Origin of the sequence: Asticcacaulis solisilvae (genome assembly GCF_052327315.1) — a bacterium.
Taxonomy (GTDB): Bacteria; Pseudomonadota; Alphaproteobacteria; order Caulobacterales; family Caulobacteraceae; genus Asticcacaulis; species Asticcacaulis solisilvae_B.
In genome coordinates, this window is record NZ_CP166196.1 from 689,750 (window position 1) to 705,850 (window position 16,101).

At 64.3% G+C, this 16,101-nt stretch carries 16 protein-coding genes and 1 other RNA gene; 15 read left to right on the top strand and 2 right to left on the bottom strand.

Going from position 1 to position 16,101, the window contains the following annotated elements; genetic code table 11:
• Positions 1–120: 120 nt before the first annotated feature.
• Complete coding sequence (locus AB8717_RS03145) at positions 121–831, bottom strand: hypothetical protein (RefSeq protein ID WP_443749579.1); 711 nt, start codon at positions 829–831, stop codon at positions 121–123.
• A gap of 212 nt (positions 832–1,043) precedes the next feature.
• On the opposite strand from AB8717_RS03145, the gene AB8717_RS03150 reads away from it, so the two are divergent.
• From AB8717_RS03150 to murD, 14 genes are all read left to right on the top strand, one after another.
• Positions 1,044–1,760, top strand: a complete 717-nt coding sequence (locus tag AB8717_RS03150; RefSeq protein WP_443749580.1) for a TerB family tellurite resistance protein — start codon at positions 1,044–1,046, stop codon at positions 1,758–1,760.
• Positions 1,761–1,928: 168 nt separating this feature from the next.
• Complete coding sequence (locus AB8717_RS03155) at positions 1,929–2,258, top strand: hypothetical protein (RefSeq protein WP_443749581.1); 330 nt, start codon at positions 1,929–1,931, stop codon at positions 2,256–2,258.
• A 28-nt stretch (positions 2,259–2,286) separates the two neighbouring features.
• Entirely contained in the window at positions 2,287–3,042 is a 756-nt protein-coding gene (locus AB8717_RS03160; RefSeq protein WP_443749582.1) for a peptidoglycan recognition protein family protein, read from the top strand.
• 1 nt (position 3,043) lies between these two features.
• Positions 3,044–3,427, top strand: coding sequence for a DUF423 domain-containing protein (locus tag AB8717_RS03165; RefSeq protein WP_443749583.1), 384 nt, complete (start codon positions 3,044–3,046; stop codon positions 3,425–3,427).
• Between the two features lie 58 nt (positions 3,428–3,485).
• An RNA gene (gene rnpB, locus AB8717_RS03170) (RNase P RNA component class A) lies at positions 3,486–3,861 on the top strand.
• A 470-nt stretch (positions 3,862–4,331) separates the two neighbouring features.
• The gene (locus tag AB8717_RS03175) at positions 4,332–4,787 is read left to right on the top strand and encodes a division/cell wall cluster transcriptional repressor MraZ (protein WP_443749584.1); all 456 of its coding nucleotides are present in this window, start codon (positions 4,332–4,334) and stop codon (positions 4,785–4,787) included.
• On the top strand, positions 4,784–5,782 hold the full coding sequence (gene rsmH, locus AB8717_RS03180; protein WP_443749585.1) for a 16S rRNA (cytosine(1402)-N(4))-methyltransferase RsmH: 999 nt from the start codon (positions 4,784–4,786) through the stop codon (positions 5,780–5,782). The genes AB8717_RS03175 and rsmH overlap by 4 nt, the downstream gene beginning before the upstream one ends.
• Entirely contained in the window at positions 5,779–6,240 is a 462-nt protein-coding gene (gene ftsL / locus AB8717_RS03185; RefSeq protein WP_443749586.1) for a cell division protein FtsL, read from the top strand. The genes rsmH and ftsL overlap by 4 nt, the downstream gene beginning before the upstream one ends.
• Positions 6,237–8,015 (top strand): peptidoglycan D,D-transpeptidase FtsI family protein, encoded by a 1,779-nt coding sequence (locus AB8717_RS03190; RefSeq protein WP_443749587.1) that lies wholly within the window; start codon positions 6,237–6,239, stop codon positions 8,013–8,015. The genes ftsL and AB8717_RS03190 overlap by 4 nt, the downstream gene beginning before the upstream one ends.
• A complete protein-coding gene (locus AB8717_RS03195) occupies positions 8,015–9,481 on the top strand; it encodes a UDP-N-acetylmuramoyl-L-alanyl-D-glutamate--2,6-diaminopimelate ligase (RefSeq protein WP_443749588.1) in 1,467 nt (488 codons plus the stop codon). Before AB8717_RS03190 ends, AB8717_RS03195 begins: the two co-directional genes overlap by 1 nt.
• Positions 9,478–9,951 carry a hypothetical protein gene (locus AB8717_RS03200; protein ID WP_443749589.1) on the top strand — a complete coding sequence of 158 codons (474 nt, stop codon included), beginning with the start codon at positions 9,478–9,480 and terminating at the stop codon, positions 9,949–9,951. Before AB8717_RS03195 ends, AB8717_RS03200 begins: the two co-directional genes overlap by 4 nt.
• A 63-nt stretch (positions 9,952–10,014) precedes the next feature.
• Positions 10,015–11,403 (top strand): UDP-N-acetylmuramoyl-tripeptide--D-alanyl-D-alanine ligase, encoded by a 1,389-nt coding sequence (locus AB8717_RS03205; RefSeq protein ID WP_443749590.1) that lies wholly within the window; start codon positions 10,015–10,017, stop codon positions 11,401–11,403.
• A gap of 30 nt (positions 11,404–11,433) precedes the next feature.
• Entirely contained in the window at positions 11,434–12,546 is a 1,113-nt protein-coding gene (gene mraY / locus AB8717_RS03210) for a phospho-N-acetylmuramoyl-pentapeptide-transferase (RefSeq protein ID WP_443749591.1), read from the top strand.
• Positions 12,547–12,556: 10 nt separating this feature from the next.
• Entirely contained in the window at positions 12,557–13,969 is a 1,413-nt protein-coding gene (gene murD / locus AB8717_RS03215; protein WP_443749592.1) for a UDP-N-acetylmuramoyl-L-alanine--D-glutamate ligase, read from the top strand.
• A 221-nt stretch (positions 13,970–14,190) separates the two neighbouring features.
• Here murD and AB8717_RS03220 read toward each other — a convergent pair whose 3' ends face one another.
• A complete protein-coding gene (locus AB8717_RS03220; protein WP_443749593.1) occupies positions 14,191–14,730 on the bottom strand; it encodes a hypothetical protein in 540 nt (179 codons plus the stop codon).
• A 148-nt stretch (positions 14,731–14,878) separates the two neighbouring features.
• Here AB8717_RS03220 and AB8717_RS03225 point away from each other — a divergent pair, with 148 nt between their 5' ends.
• A complete protein-coding gene (locus AB8717_RS03225; RefSeq protein WP_443749594.1) occupies positions 14,879–16,030 on the top strand; it encodes an FtsW/RodA/SpoVE family cell cycle protein in 1,152 nt (383 codons plus the stop codon).
• Positions 16,031–16,101: the final 71 nt, after the last annotated feature.

Here is a 16,101-nt window from a genome sequence, read left to right on the forward strand (position 1 = left end):
CTTTTGTGCTGCCGGACTATAGGTTGCGACCCCGCCTGATGGCAAGGTGGCGTTATCCGGGATAAGACAAGCAAATCCGGCTTTTTTATATCCTTGTGCCGCCGGCGCCGGCGCGGACGCCTACTGCACCAGTCCGTCCAGGGTGAGCGCCCCGATAAAGGCGTCGACCATCTTCTGGGACCGGCCTTCGGCGTTTTCAGTCTCGCGCCACCAGATCATGTCCCTGCCGTCATAGGCGTGCGACCAGACCTTCCGGTTCGTGGCGGTGTCGTACAGCGTCCATGTTACCGTATAGAAGCGCCACGCGCCCGAACTGGTGAAGGCTTTGGGAAAGACGATCAGACGGTATTTCGCACCGGAGGCGATTTCGTCGACCTGCTTTTCGGCGATGACTTTCTGGACCGGAACGGCCCCCGATTCCCTGAAGCCGTTCGACACATCCCTGTTGGTGGCCTTGTATTCGTCGTCCGCCAGGCTCTGCTGGTAGACCTCCGTGCTCTTGTAGCGCACGATTTTCGCCGAGACGTCCAGCGCCTTCAGGCCATTTGTCAGCTTGGAATCGACCTTGTCCAGCATGTCGCTGCCGAAGTGGTCTTCGCGCAGGTCGAGGTAGGAGTAGATGTATACTGTGGCGTTCTTCAGGTTCGGCTTGACCGACGGCGCGGGGGACGCCGAGTCCCGCGGCACGGGCGGCACCAGGATCGGGGGCGGCGGAATATTCGGCTCAGGGGCTGGCCCGGGAGCCGGTTCCGGCACAGATGTTTGCGCTCCGGCGGCGCACGACAAGGCCATGGCCATGGTGGCCGTGACCGCAAACAGTTTGAAACGCATTTTCGCCCCCAAGGCTACCGGAGATCGTTCCGGCATTTGCCGCAATTTGCCATAAATGATTGTGTTTGCAATCTTTTCCTTCCGGTTCCCGCCGGGCCGTCGCGATTGAGACACTGGACTTACCGGAATTCAGGACACCGCAGGTTACCAAAACTTAAGCCCACAGAGCGACACAATTGCTGTATAAGCCTTTGCAGGCTTTGGAGGTGCGCGTGAATTTCTGGAAAAACCTGGCGCGTATGGCGGTGCGGACGTTCGATGCCGCCGAATGCGTGGAGTGCCCCAAGGGGCCGCCGGGTGCCGATCCTGCGTTCGCGACGGCCGTGACGGCGCTGGGCGCCAAGCTGGCCATGGCCGACGGCTTCGCTCACGATGTCGAGCAGCGCGCCTTCCTTCACGTCTTCATGCCGGAGGATGGTGCGCGCCGCGACGTGCTGCGCCTTTATGACCTGGCGCGCCAGACCTCGCTGGGTTTCGAGTCCTATGCCAAGCGCCTGGCCAAGCGTTACAGTTCCTGCCCGCAAATCCTGGAAGACGTGCTGGAAGGCCTGTTCCATATCGCCGTGGCGGACGGCTATCTCAGCCACGAGGAAGAGACCTATCTCGAAACTGTGGCCCGCCTGTTCGGGCTGGGCAGCGGTGCCTATCGCCGTATCCGCGCCGGCTATGTCACGCCCGACGCCGACGATCCTTACGAAATCCTGGGCGTCGCGCCCGATGCGTCGGACGAGGATATTCGCCGCGCCCGCCGTGCCGCCCTCAGCGAGGTCCACCCCGACCGCATCCGGGCCCGCGGACTGCCGATCGAGTTCGAGGCCGTCTATACGGCCAAGACGGCGCGCATCAACCACGCCTTCGACATCGTCATGCGTGAGCGGGTCCAGGACCGTACGCCGGATCATCCGGAGGTCGAACACACGGCAATGTGATGGTTTGCGTTGCTGATTTGCAAGGCCGGCAAAAAAACGAGCAGGTATGATTTAAAAAAAATTAAAATTTCGCCCGTTTCCTGATGATGAGGTTGACGAAATCAGGGGTCGTGCCAATCTGTTGCAACGAAGGCCGAGTATTGGCCCTTCCGTCCAAGGTTCAAGAGTATGACAAACAAGCCGTCTTTCGCGTCGTTGAAGTTGAGCTATCGCCCCTGGGGTCAGGTGCGCCGTCGTAATCTGACGTCGCGCATCCTCTATGTGGCTTCGATGTCGCTTCTCGGCCTCGGTATCCTGGCTGGCCTCGCGCTGTTGTTTGTCTTTGCCGCCTCGGTGGCCGTGGTCGGCGTCATTGCCGGCGGTCTTCTGGCGCTGGCCAGCTGCCTCTTCCGTACGCCCGCCCGCATCTTCGTCCGTTCGCAGCGCGACAATCGCCGCGATAACGGTAAGGGCGTCTATGAGGCGCGCAAGCAAGGCTCCGGCTGGCGGGTTTACTAACCGGATCGGGCTGGGCTAAACGAAGGCTATGAGCCTTATCGAACTGCCGTCTCCCAATTTCAACGAACGCAAGGCGCCGCCCGACATGGTGGTGCTGCACTATACCGGAATGCGTACGGGCAAGGCCGCGCTGGAGCGCATGTGCGACCCCACGGCCGAGGTTTCGGCGCATTATTGCGTCGACGAAGACGGCAGCGTCTATCGGCTGGTGCCGGAAGAGCGCCGCGCCTGGCACGCCGGCGTATCGTACTGGAAGGGCGAGACCGGGCTGAACGACACCTCGATCGGCATCGAGATCGTCAATCCCGGCCATGAATTCGGCTATCGCGACTTTCCCGCACCCCAGATCGACGCCGTCATCGGTGTGCTCGACGCCGTGCGCGGCCGGTGGGATATTCCGGACCATCGCATTCTTGGCCATTCCGACATCGCGCCCGAGCGCAAGGAAGACCCGGGCGAGCGCTTCCCGTGGCAGACCCTGGCCGAGCACGGCCACGGCCTGTGGGTCACGCCCGACATGCCGCCCGAAGGCACGATGGGGCCGCCGCTCGGTCCGGAAGACACCGGTCTTGGCGTCTTTTCGCTGCAGGCGGCGCTCGGCAAGCTCGGCTACAACATCCTGGCCGGCGGGCCCTATGACGCCGAGACGGCGACCATCGTGACGGCCTTCCAGCGCCATTGGCTGCCCGACCAGGTCGGCACCGCGCTCGAAGGCATGGCCGATGCGCGCCTGCGGGTGACCCTTATGGCGCTGCTGCGTCACATTTCCCTCATGGAGGCCTGAGATGGCGGACATCAAATCGAAAGAGAGCCGCCTGACCTTTGCCCTGGCGGGCGCCTGGGGCCTGTGGGGCGTGATCCTGCTGGCCATGGGCGGGCATCCGCCTGAGAACGGCATCGCCTCGACGGGCGGCCAGTTCCTGCTGTTCCACGCGCCGGCCGTTATGGCGGTGGCATTGCAGACGCGCTTTTCGGGCATCTACAAGCGCGCGGCCCTGGCCCTTCTGCTGGCTGGCAGCGGCCTGTTCGCCGCCGAAATCACCGGGCATGTCGTGGCCGGCCATGTGGTGGCGGGACCGCTGGCGCCGATCGGCGGCGTCCTGACCATGCTGGGCTGGCTGTGCGTCGTCATCGGCTCGATCCGCGACGGCGACCGCGAAGCGTCCTGATCTTCGCCTGATCTTCGCTTGATCTTTCTGGCCAAACCGCGCACATGTGCCGGCAGGACCAGACGGCCGGGCGATCGCGGGAGAAGCTTGCTTCCTCGAGGAAAGTCCGGGCTCCACGGCAATATGGCGGCGGGTAACGCCCGCCGGGGGTGACCCCAGGGATAGCGCCACAGAAAGCAAACCGCCCTGCGTGCAGGGTAAGGGTGAAAGGGTGCGGTAAGAGCGCACCGCGCTTGCGGTAACGTAAGCGGCACGGCAAGCCCCGCCAGGAGCAAGACCAAATAGGAACGGCGCGCAGCCTTCGGGCTGCAGGGCATTGCCGCCCCGGACCGTTCGGGTAGGTTGCGTGAGCCGTCCGGCAACGGGCGGCCAAGAGGAATGATCGCCACGGCCTTCGGGCCGGACAGAACCCGGCTTACAGGCCGTCTGGTCCTCATGCCATCGGTCATAAGCATGACGGATGGTATTCGTTTTTTCAGCTCAGGCGCCGCCGCACGGCGGCCCGGTTCGCTTCTTGAGGACAGGTCGCGGCGGGCAGTCGCCCCTGCCAGCGGCGATCAAGGCAATCGCCGGCGGAAGCCAGCCTCATCGGCTCATCCGTAGCGTGCTGCCGCCCTGTTTTTCTACGGACGGTTAATTGGCAGCGCTCCCGTTTACTTTTCATTCAGCATGATTTGTTGAAATAACGTCGTGACGGCGATGAAGTTGTTCTGTGTATGTTCTGTGTATATGTTTCCTTTTCCGGGTATAGCTCTGAAGAATCCCGGCTTGGTGTCATCCAGAGTCATTGCATCCCATTTAATCCCATGTTAACCCTAAAGACAGACGCGCCAGGGACGATCCGAAGGACCCGACCGGCGCTGAAGTATCGGCAGGGAGCAGGTCAGTATGACCTGAGGTCGGGGTGTTTCTCTCAACCCACGAGAAACAGCTGGATTCCAAACGGCGGCTTCTGGTCCCGCAGGATTTCCGTGCCTGCGCCATGCAGCCTCATCCCGACGTCGACCCTTTCGAAGGCCTCTATTGTTTTGCCGCCATCAACGCGTCGTGTCTCGAATGCGGAGGGGCGGCGTTTTTTGCCACCTATCGTGACGTGATCAACCAGCATCCCCCCCTGTCACCGACCCGCAAGGCTTTGGAGCACCGCTTTTACGCGTCGATGCACCGGCTTGGCTTCGACACGGCCGGACGGGTCACGCTGCCGGAAGCCTTGTGCGAACGCTTCGGCCTGACGGGTGAGGTCCTGCTGACGGGTCTCGGGACGTCGTTCCAGATCTGGGAGCCGCGCGCCTATGCCGCCTATGCCGACGACCAGGCGCGCCTGGTCGACGAAGCCATGGCGAGCGGGGGGCTGCAATGACCGCAGAAACGCCCGCTGGACAAACCCCGCACATCTCGGTCCTGCTGCCCGAAGTCCTGGCGTCGCTCGGCGACATCAGGGACCGGCTGGTGGTCGACGGTACCTTTGGCGCCGGCGGCTATTCGCGCGCCTTCCTGGAAAGCGGCGCCCGCGTCGTGGCCTTCGACCGCGACATTCGCGTCAAGCCTTACGTCGAGGCGCTGAAATCCGAATTCCCCGACCGCTTCCAGTGGGTCAACCGCTGTTTCTCCGAGATGCGCGAGGGCCTGGAAGAGCTGGGCCATGAAACGTGCGACGCCATCGTGCTCGATATCGGCGTGTCGTCGATGCAGCTCGACGAGGCCGAGCGCGGCTTTTCCTTCATGCGCGACGGGCCTCTGGACATGCGGATGAGCGCCGATGGCCGCAGCGCCGCCGACATCGTCAACGAGGACGACAAGGACGACATCGCCCATGTCCTGTGGCTCTACGGTGAGGAGCACAAGTCGCGCGCCATTGCCTCCGCCATCGTCCGCCGGCGCGAGGAACGCCCGTTCGAACGCACGCTCGACCTGGCCGAAGTCGTGGAGCGGGCGCTGGGCGGACGCCGCGGCGCGCCCGTCCATCCGGCGACCCGTACCTTCCAGGGCCTGCGCATCGCGGTCAATGACGAGCTGGGTGAGCTGGAACGCGCGCTCGACGTCGCCGAAAGCCTTCTCAAGCCCGGTGGCGTGCTGGCGGTGGTGACCTTCCATTCGCTGGAAGACCGTATCGTAAAGACCTTTTTCAACGAACGCGCCGGCAAGGTGCCAGGGGGCTCGCGCCATGCCCCGCAAACCGCGAAGGCGGCCACGCCCGTCTACGCCCTGGTTACCCCGAAGGCGGTCGCGCCGTCGCAAGCCGAACTCACAGCCAATCCCCGCGCCCGCTCAGCAAAGCTGCGCGCGGTCCGCCGCACGGATGCGGCGTCTTCCCCTTTAGTAAAGCGTACCTCCCGGTCCAGGAGTTTTTCATGAGAGCCATAACCGCCCTGTTCGAACAACGCGTTCGCGGGTTCCGACTGATCGAGCTGATCGGCCTGGGGCTGGCCTTGGCCATGATCTTCTGGGTGTGCCTGTCCAAGGCGCGCGAAGGCGAGGACATCAAGCACATGAACCAGCTGGACCAGCAGATCGCCGACGAAAGCACGGCCGTCGATGCGCTGAAGATCCGTGTCGCCCAGCTGGAGCGCCCGTCGCGTCTCGAGGCCCTGGCCAAGTCCTATCTCAACATGAAGCCGGTCGAGGCCGCCCACGAGGCGCAGATCGATTCCCTAAGCGAAATCTCGCACACCACCTCGCGTCCGGTCGCTGCCGCGTCCGCGCCCGTGGTGGCGCAGGCGCCGGCCGATCCGTTGATCTCCGTCGGTAACAAGCCCGCGCCGGCCGTTCCGGCGGTCAGCGCCGCGCCGCTCACGCCGGGGGTGGCGCGATGAAGGTCGGATCCTCGCTTTTCGGCTCGACCTCGTCGGGATTTCAATGGGTTGCCGATCGTGTCTGGAAGGTCGAACATGCGTTCGAACGCGCCAATGCCACCGGCGTCAAGGCCAAGAGCGCGCGCACGCGCATCTTCGCCATCCTGCTCGGCATGTCGACCGCTTACGTCGCCCTGATGGTCTTCGCCGGCAAGGCGTCACTGTTCAATTCACCCAGCCAGATCGCCGCCATGACCGGCCAGGCGGGGGCGCGGGCGCAGATCGTCGACCGCAACGGTGAACTGCTGGCCACCGACGTCAACGACTACGACCTGTTCGTCGATCCGACCGATATGACGGCGGCCGACCGCGACTATGTGCGCGGCGCGCTCCAGCAGATATTCCCGCAATTGGCGCCGGACCTGCTCGACAAGGCTTTCAAATTCCGTGGCCGCACCCTGCTGGTCAACATGATGGCGGCGGCCGACCGCGACCGCATCCTGAACTACGGCCTGCCGGGCGTCACCTTCGAGGCGCAGCGCGTGCGCGCCTATCCGCTGGGCACGACCGGCGCCTTTTATATCGGCATGACCAAGAAGGCGGGCGAAGGCATGTCGGGCGTCGAAAAGGCGTTCCAGACCGATATCGTCAACGGCGCCGCCGCCAACCAGCCGGTCCAGGTGGCCATGGACCTGCGCGTCCAGGGCGCGCTGGAAAACGAGCTGCGCGCCATGGCGGTCGACACCCAGTCGGCCGGCGCCACGGGCATCGTCACCAATGTCCGCACCGGTGAGGTCCTGGCCATGGCGTCGTGGCCGGAATTCGACCTGAACAAGCCGGGCAACTATGCCGAAACCTTCAAGCGCAACCACGCCGCCGTCGACCGCTACGAAGTCGGCTCGATCTTCAAGGTGGTGTCGCTGGCCATCGGGCTCGACACCGGCACGGCGTCGCTGAACTCGACCTACGACGTCAGCCAGCCCCTGGTCATCGGCACGCGCAAGATCCACGACATGCACAACAAGGCGCCGCTCTACAGCCTTGAGGACGTGTTCATCCAGTCGTCGAACATCGGCACGTCGCGCGTGGCGCTCAATGCCGGCCTGGAGGCCGTGACACGCTACTACGACGCGCTGGGCCTGTTCCGCCACGCCGATATCGAACTTCCCGAGCCGGCCGGCCCGATCGTCTATCCGCGCGATCCCAAGCAGTGGTCGCAGCTGACCCTGGCGCAATCCGCCTTCGGCCAGGGCATGGCGATCACGCCGCTGTCCTACGCCGAAGCGGCGGGCGCGGTGCTGAACGGCGGTTGCCTGCGGCCGCTGACCATCAAGAAGTACGACGGCAAGCCGCTGACCTGCAATCGCGTCTTCAAGCCGCAAACCTCTGAGACCATGCTGGAACTGATGCGCGAGAACGTGCTGAAGGGCACCGGCGGCCGCGCCAACGCGCCCGGCCTGCGCGTCGGCGGCAAGACGGGGTCGGCACAAAAACCCGCCAGGGGTGGCTATGATCCGACGAATCTGATTTCTTCGTTCGCAGCCGTTTTCCCGACCGATGGGCCGGTCGATGGGGATCGTTACCTGGTGCAGATTATGTTCGATTCTCCCCATGGTTCGCCGATGAGTAACGGCGGACGCCTGGGCGGCGCTGTTGCCGCTCCCGTCGCGGGCCGGGTCATCGACCGTATTGCGCCGATGCTGGGCGTGGCGCGCAAGGAAGACAAGTTCACCACACCGCAATGGGACAAGGCGCCGATCCAGGCCTCCGAAGACGTGACGGGGGAGGACCACTGATGCAAAGGGGGCCCCGTCTTTCCGACATCCTGCGCCGCGATCTCGACAGCGATCCGATCATTTCCGGCGTGACCGCCGACAGCCGCAAGGTCGACGCCGGTACGCTGTTCTGTGCCCTGCCGGGCAATGTCAGCGACGGCCGCGACTTCATCCCGCAAGCCCTGGCCAAGGGTGCCGCCGCCGTGCTGGCGCCCGAGGACACGCGCATAGACGGTTTCGACGCCGGCAAGCTGGTCATGGTCGGCGACGTGCGCCGCGCCTATGCCCTGGCCGCCAAGGCTTTCTACGGCAGTCAGCCCAGGACCTGTGTCGCCGTCACCGGTACCAACGGCAAGACCAGCGTGGCGACCTTCTGCCGCCAGATATTCAGCACGCTCGGCCACACATCGGCCAGCATGGGCACGCTGGGCGTCGTGACCCAGACGCCGGACGGCGTCGAAACCGCCGTCACGGGTCCCGGCCTGACCACGCCCGACGCGGCGGACCTGGCCCGGCACCTGGCCGACATGGCGGCCAATGGCGTGACGCACCTGGCGCTCGAAGCGTCTTCCCACGGCATCGACCAGCGCCGCCTCGACGGCGTGTCGCTGGCGGCAGCGGGCTTCACCAATCTCACCCAGGACCATCTCGACTATCATGCGACGATGGATGCCTACCGGACGGCCAAGCTGCGCCTGTTCGAACAATTGTTACCACGCGGTAAGACCGCTGTCCTGAACGCGGATTCCGACAGTTATAACGCGTTCGCCGCCATGTCGATCCTGTCGGGACTGAACGTCATGAGCGTCGGCGAGCGCTCGCGCCACCTGTGCATGACGGGTCGCGACCTGACCGTCGACGGCCAGATTCTCTATCTCGAATATCGTGGCAAGGCCTACGAGACCAAGCTGCCGCTGGCCGGCCTGTTTCAGGCGTCGAACGCCCTGGTCGCCGCCGGCCTGGCCATCGCTGCCGGCGAGGACGTCGATGCCGTCGTTCATGCCTTGTCAAAGCTGAAGGGCGCGCGGGGCCGTCTTGAGCGTGTCGGATCGCGCAACAACGGCGCCGAAATCTATGTCGACTATGCCCACACGCCCGACGGGCTGGAAACGGTGCTGAAGGCGCTGCGGCCGCATACCCAGGGCAAGCTGGTCTGCGTCTTCGGCTGCGGCGGTGACCGCGACCGCGGCAAGCGTCCGCTGATGGGCGGCATTGCCGACAGGCTGGCCGACCGCGCCATCGTCACCGATGACAATCCGCGCACCGAGGACGCTGCCGAAATCCGCAAGGACGTTCTGGCCGGCATGGGCAAGGGCGCTGTCGAGATCGCCGACCGCAAGCAGGCGATTTTCGAGGCGGTAGCGGGCCTGAAGACCGGCGACGTGCTCGTCGTGGCCGGCAAGGGGCACGAACAGGGCCAGATCGTCGGCACCAAGGTCCTGCCGTTCGACGACGTTTCGGTCGTCAAGCAGGCGCTGGAGCGGTGAAGCGGTTCCTGCCCGTCCTGCTGCTGTGCGCCGCCTGTTCGAAGGCGCCTGAAAAGCCGGCCGAAGCCTCGCCGCCGCCCGCACCCGTAGCGGTTATCGCCGCCCCGCCTGCCGATCAGGCCGCATTGATCCAGGCTGTCGTCGCCGTGCGCGCCGCTCCGAACGATCAGGCAGCCTATGCGCGCTTCTGTGACGCCTTTGAAACCTTGAAAGGCTTCGACGGCTGGCGCGCCACCATCGCCGACAGCCAGGTTTCGACCGTTAACGGTTCGGTCGACATTACCTTCGATATCGGCCATGTCCGGTTGGAGCAGGTGGTGCAGAAGACCGACCCCGTCTATCCCGCGATCGAAGCGCTGAACGGCCGCCAGGACGTGGTGATTTCAGGGACCTTCCCGCACCGTAACGGCCGCGATGAGTGCGCCTATTACCGCGGCACCTTCACTGTCGCCCTGACGAAGGTGCAGTAGGGCTTGCACGCGCGCCCGACTTGGTTTCAATAACCGCCTCTTTGATTTCCGGAACTCCGCGACATGACTTCAGCCCTGTGGACCTTCGACGAACTGGCGCAAGCGACCGGAGGCACGTTCACGGGGCGATCAAGCCAGGCCAGCGAGGCCACCGGCATCACCTTCGACAGCCGCCAGGTGGCCCAGGGCGATATCTTCCTGGCGCTGAAGGGCGTGCGCGACGGCCATGACTTCGTGCCGATGGCCTTCCAGTCGGGCGCGGCGGTGGCGATCACCCGCCGCCCGGTCGAGGGCGGGCCGTGCCTGCTGGTGCCGGACGTGCAAAAGGCGCTGGAAGACCTGGCCGTGTTCGCCCGCGACCGGGCGCCGAACGCCAGACGCGGCGCGGTGACGGGTAGCGTCGGCAAGACCTCGGTGACGCAGATGGTCATGCAGGGCCTGACGCGCGCGGGCCGGGCGCATTCGGCGGTCAAGAGCTTCAACAACCATATCGGCGTGCCGCTGACGCTCGCCCGCATGCCGCGCGATACCGAGCGCGCCGTGTTCGAAATCGGCATGAACCACGCCAACGAAATCACGCCCTTGTCGGAATTCGTCGCGCCGCACGCCGTCGCCATCACCACGGTCGGCGCCGTGCATACCGAAAACTTCCCGGACGGCGAGGCGGGCGTGGCGCGCGCCAAGGCCGAGATTTTCGATGGCCTCTTGCCCGGCGGCCTGGCCGTGCTCAACGCCGACAACAACTGGTTCGACTACCTGTCGGGCCAGGCGCGGGCGGCGGGGGCTTTGGTCGCCACCTTCGGCGAACACGGCGGCTGCGACGCGCAACTGACCGAGCACCGCGTCAATGGCGACCGCGCCAGCATTGCCGCGCGCTTCCATGGCCGCGACATCCTTTTCTCGCTGTCCCACACCGGCAAGCATCAGGCGGTCAATGCGCTGGCCACACTTTTGATGCTGGAAGCGCTCGATGTCGACCTCGATACGTCGCTGCTGGCGCTGGAAAGCTTCGCAACGCTGGAGGGGCGCGGCAAGGTGGTGTCGAAGCCGTTCAAGGGCGGCGAACTGACCATTGTCGATGAAAGCTACAACGCCAATCCGGTGTCGATGACGGCCACGCTGAAGTCGTTCGGCGACCGCGACAAGGGCCTGGGCCGCAAGGTCGTGGTGTTGAGCGACATGCTTGAGCTCGGGCCCGACGAGGCGGCGCTGCATGCGAGCCTGGCCGCCACCATCGACACGCTCGATATCGACCGCGTCTATCTGGCCGGCCCCCTTATGAAACACCTGTGGGACGCGCTGCCGGAAGGGTTGCGCGGCGGCTATGCCGCCAATGCCGCGGATTTGACGAACACGGTGACAGAAGACTTGCGCGCCGGCGACCTAGTCATGATAAAGGGGTCGAACGGCTCGAAGGCCGGGCTGATCGCAAAAGCGCTGTTGTCAGCATAAGAAAAGTTCCGCGAAGGACCACGCCTCTCCATGTTCTACCTGCTGTACGAGCACGTCACCAGCCTTCACCAGCACTGGCCGCTGATCAACCTGATGCGCTACCTGACAGTGCGCATCTTCCTGGCCATGATCACCGCCGGCATCGTCGCGGTCGCCATGGGCTCGCGCTTCATCCGCTGGATGCGCGCCCGCCAGGGCAAGGGCCAGCCGATTCGCGAGGATGGCCCCGCATCGCACCTGCTGACCAAAAAAGGCACGCCGACCATGGGCGGGCTGATGATCCTGGCCGGCATCGCGGTCGCCACGATTCTGTGGGCCAATCCGCACTCGGCGGCGGCCTGGGTCGTGTTCGGCGTCACCATGGCCTATGGCGTGCTGGGCTTTATCGACGACTACGCCAAGGTGACCAAGCAGACCTCGGCCGGCCTGACCTCGATCCAGAAGCTGATCGCGCAGTTCGCCGTCGCCATCGCCGCGGTATTCGTCGTCATGTACTACTCGCCGCAGCCGGCTGAGGCGCCGCACCTGTCGACCTCACTGGTCGTTCCGGTCTTCAAGGACCTGATGATCAACCTCGGCTATTTCTACATCATCTTCGGCGCCGTGGTGATCGTCGGCGCGTCGAACGCCGTCAACCTGACCGACGGGCTGGACGGGCTGGCCATCGTGCCGGTGATGATCGCGGCGGGCGCCTTCGCCCTGATCGGCTATCTGGTCGGCAACTTCGTCTTCGCCAAATACCTGATCGTTGAATTCGTGCCCGGCGCCGGCGAAGTCGCGGTCATCTGCGCCGCCATCATCGGCGGCGGCATGGGTTTCCTGTGGTACAACGCGCCGCCCGCCAAGATCTTCATGGGCGACACGGGCTCCTTGGCCCTGGGCGGCGGCCTGGGCGCCGTCGCGGTCGCGGTCAAGCACGAGATCGTGCTGGCCATCATCGGCGGCCTGTTCGTCATGGAAGCCCTGTCGGTGATGATCCAGGTCGGCTATTTCAAGCTGACGAAAAAGCGCGTCTTCCTGATGGCGCCGATCCACCACCATTTCGAAAAGCTGGGCTGGGCGGAATCGACCGTCGTCGTCCGCTTCTGGATCGTGTCCGCCGTGCTGGCCATGATCGGCCTGGCTACCCTCAAGCTGCGATAAGAGGCCCGCGATGATCCCGGTCAAAGGTTTCGAAGGCAAGCGCGTCGCTATCTTTGGCCTGGGGCGCTCCGGCCTGTCGGCCGCGCGCGCGTTGAAGGCCGGCGGCGCGGAGCCGCTGCTGTGGGACGACAAGCCCGCCTCCGTCATGGCCGCGACCAAGGAAAAGTTCACGGTCGAAAACCTGAAGAATGCCGACTGGTCCGAGATTGACGCCCTGATGCTGTCGCCCGGCGTGCCGCTGACCCACCCTGAGCCGCACTGGACAGTGAAGCTGGCCAGGGCAGCCGGCGTGCCCGTGATCGGCGACATCGAGCTGTTCGCCCGCACCATCGCGGCGCTTCCCGAACGCAAGCGCCCGAAGACGGTGGCCATCACCGGCACCAACGGCAAGTCGACGACGACCGCCCTGATCGGCCACATCCTGAAAAGCGCCGGCAAGGACGTCCATGTCGGCGGCAATATCGGCATCGGCATTCTCGACCTGCCACAGGCCTTTCACTCGGGCTCGATCTACGTCATCGAAACCTCGTCCTACCAGCTCGACCTGATCGAGACCTTCCGGCCCGACGTGTCGGTTCTGATGAACTTTTCGCCCGACCATCTCGACCGCCACGGCGGCATGGACGGCTATATCGCCGCCAAGCGCCGCATCTTCATGAACCAGACGGACGCCGAGACCGCGGTCGTTGGCGCGGACGACGACTATTCCATCGCCGTCATCTCGGACCTGCGCGTCAATCATTCGGTCAGGCTGATCCCGATCTCGTCGCGGCGCAATGTCGGCGATGGCGTCTATGCCATCAACGGCGTGCTGTACGACGGCACGGGCGAGCGCACGCGCCAGGTCGTCGATCTCAAGACCATTCGCACCTTGACGGGCCGCCACAACTGGCAGAACGCCGCCGCCGCCTATTCGGCTTGCAAGGCGCTGGGCGTGGGCCTGGAGGCGATCGTCGCCGGCATGCGGTCCTTCCCGGGGCTGGCGCACCGCATGCAGGAGATCGGTCGTATCGGCAAGATCCGCTTCATCAACGATTCCAAGGCGACGAACGCCGATGCCGCGCGCCAGGCCATGTCGAGCTTCGACAGCTTCTTCTGGATCGTCGGCGGGCGCGCCAAGGCCGGCGGCATCGAGGAGCTTTCCGACCTGTTCGGGCGCGTCAAGCACGCCTATCTGATCGGCGAGGCCGCCGAGCTGTTCGAAAAAACGATCGGCAAGGCCGCGAAATGCACCCAGTCGCGCCTGCTGTTCACGGCGGTGGCCCAGGCCTACGCCGCGGCGGACAAGTCAGGCAAGGACGAGATCGTGCTGTTTTCACCGGCCTGCGCCAGCTTCGACCAGTTCAGCGATTTCGAGGCGCGGGGCGACGCCTTCCGCGACGCCGTGCAGGAAATCTCGAAGTCGATCGTCCAGGAAGCCTGAGCCCTCAGGCGCGGGCCTTTGGCTTGGTCAGGGCAATGCCTTCATACCGCTCCAGGCGGGGCCATTGCGCGACCATACGCTGCGATACGGTCATCCATATATTCAGTGCCAGGAACATGGGCATACTGCGAATCCTTCTGTTATCGGAAGGCTACGCGCCCGCCCGTAAGTTCGCCAAAGCATTTTTGACATGAATGGCAAAAAACCGATCTGAATACGCCTCAGCTTTCGTCCTTCGGCGCATCTGCATCCTTCGGTGCGTCGAAAACGGCCGCAACCTCGGCGGATTTGCGGGCTGGACCGCTCTTGCGCAGCCACCAGCAGGCACGGATGGCGCCATAAAGGCCGACGGCCATACCGAAATAGAAGATCATCCAGCCGCCAAGGGTTCGATCGAGGATCTTCGAGACGGCTTCGTAGAGCAGCAGGGCCAGGGTTAGTGCAGCGCTGACATAGCCGCGTCCGGCGGCGATGCGCCAGGTCATGAAGACCAGCACCAGGATCATGGCCGCCATGATGCCGACCGTCAGCTGGCCTTCGAAGGTGGCGATATTGACGCTGTCGGCGGCGGTGACCTGCAGGGTTTTCAGGTCCACTCCGAAATAGCTGAGGACGATGCCGATAAGTTCGCTGAGGGTCAGCAGACCGGCGGCGATGGCGCCCTGTTTGGTCAGGGTGCGGGCGTCGGCCTCTGTCCGGATCGGCATGAAGCCTGCGGTCAGGAAAGTGTAGCGTTTCGGCTTCGGTTCACGTGTATCCATAGTCAGCCCCCCTGCGGCCTTAATTGCCGGACAAGACTGCCATCGATCTTTTCGGTTGAAAATGCCTTAAACCTGATGGGGAGGCTTAAGACCTTTTTAACCACGCTTTGGTGAATCCTGTGGGCCTGTTCCCTTAAGTCCGGATGCCATGTCCAAGGCCTATGCCCACCCGTTCACGCGTACCGACCGGTCGCCGACCGCCATCTGGTGGTGGACGCTCGACCGCGTGACTCTGTCGCTGGTGCTCATCCTCCTGCTCCTCGGCTTTTTCTTTTCGTTCTCGTCGTCGCCGGTGGCCGCCCAGCATTTCAGCCCGGACCCTTTCTATTATACCAAGCGCCACTTCTTCTTCGCGCTTCTGACCGCCGCGGGAATGATCGCCATCTCCATGCTGTCGCTGAAGGGCGTCAAGCGGGTCAGCCTCGCCGTCTACGCCGTGTCGCTGTCGATCATGGCGGCCCTGCCGGTCATCGGCCACGCGGCCAAGGGCGGCCGGCGCTGGCTCGAAATGGGCCCGATCGCGCTCCAGCCGTCGGAATTCCTCAAGCCCGCCCTGATCGTGCTGATCTCGTGGATGTTCTCGGAAGGCCAGAAGGGCAAGGGCGTGCCGGGGGTGACCATCGCCTTTTGCCTGTACCTGATGTCCATCGGTCTGCTGCTCATCCAGCCCGATGTGGGCCAGTCGATCCTGATCACGGTGGCGTTCGGCGCGTGTTTCTTCATCTCGGGCGTGCCCTTCCGCTGGATCATCGGCATGCTGGCGACGGCGGCGGCCGGCCTGGTCGGGCTGTTCTTCATCCAGCCGCACTTCCGCAACCGGATCCTGGGCTTCGTCACCGAGGACGGCGACAAGTACCAGGTCAACAGCGCCAAGGCGGCGATCGCCAATGGCGGCTTCTGGGGCAAGGGCCTGAGCGAAGGCGTCGCCAAGAAGCACATTCCCGACCTGCACACCGACTTCATCTATTCGGTCGTGGCCGAGGAATACGGCCTGTGGCTGACCCTGATCATTATCGGCATCTTCGCCTTCATCGTCGTGCGCGGCCTGGCCAAGGCGATGGCCATGCAGGACCCGTTCCGCCAGATCGCAACCTCCGGCCTCTACATCATGCTGGGTACGCAGGTGATCATCAATGTCAGCGTCAATCTGGGCCTGATCCCGCCCAAGGGCATGACCCTGCCGTTCATCTCTTACGGCGGTTCGTCCATGCTGGCCCTGGGCTTGAGCCTCGGGCTGATCCTGGCCCTGACGCGCAAGCGCCGCGAAGAGGTCGAGGAAGACGATCCGTCGAAGTGGTGACTGTTGCTTCAAAAACCGTTCTTGCTCATCCCGGAACGCCGTGGCATTCCGGGATGAACTTTTGAAAGACG

What these genes read in the sequence shown, in the direction of transcription:
- AB8717_RS03145 (WP_443749579.1), bottom strand. Translation starts at nt 831, where the DNA reads ATGCGTTTCAAACTGTTTGCGGTCACGGCCACCATGGCCATGGCCTTG.
- AB8717_RS03155 (WP_443749581.1), top strand. Translation starts at nt 1,929, where the DNA reads ATGACAAACAAGCCGTCTTTCGCGTCGTTGAAGTTGAGCTATCGCCCC.
- AB8717_RS03160 (WP_443749582.1), top strand. Translation starts at nt 2,287, where the DNA reads ATGAGCCTTATCGAACTGCCGTCTCCCAATTTCAACGAACGCAAGGCG.
- AB8717_RS03165 (WP_443749583.1), top strand. Translation starts at nt 3,044, where the DNA reads ATGGCGGACATCAAATCGAAAGAGAGCCGCCTGACCTTTGCCCTGGCG.
- rsmH (WP_443749585.1), top strand. Translation starts at nt 4,784, where the DNA reads ATGACCGCAGAAACGCCCGCTGGACAAACCCCGCACATCTCGGTCCTG.
- ftsL (WP_443749586.1), top strand. Translation starts at nt 5,779, where the DNA reads ATGAGAGCCATAACCGCCCTGTTCGAACAACGCGTTCGCGGGTTCCGA.
- AB8717_RS03190 (WP_443749587.1), top strand. Translation starts at nt 6,237, where the DNA reads ATGAAGGTCGGATCCTCGCTTTTCGGCTCGACCTCGTCGGGATTTCAA.
- AB8717_RS03195 (WP_443749588.1), top strand. Translation starts at nt 8,015, where the DNA reads ATGCAAAGGGGGCCCCGTCTTTCCGACATCCTGCGCCGCGATCTCGAC.
- AB8717_RS03205 (WP_443749590.1), top strand. Translation starts at nt 10,015, where the DNA reads ATGACTTCAGCCCTGTGGACCTTCGACGAACTGGCGCAAGCGACCGGA.
- mraY (WP_443749591.1), top strand. Translation starts at nt 11,434, where the DNA reads ATGTTCTACCTGCTGTACGAGCACGTCACCAGCCTTCACCAGCACTGG.
- murD (WP_443749592.1), top strand. Translation starts at nt 12,557, where the DNA reads ATGATCCCGGTCAAAGGTTTCGAAGGCAAGCGCGTCGCTATCTTTGGC.
- AB8717_RS03220 (WP_443749593.1), bottom strand. Translation starts at nt 14,730, where the DNA reads ATGGATACACGTGAACCGAAGCCGAAACGCTACACTTTCCTGACCGCA.
- AB8717_RS03225 (WP_443749594.1), top strand. Translation starts at nt 14,879, where the DNA reads ATGTCCAAGGCCTATGCCCACCCGTTCACGCGTACCGACCGGTCGCCG.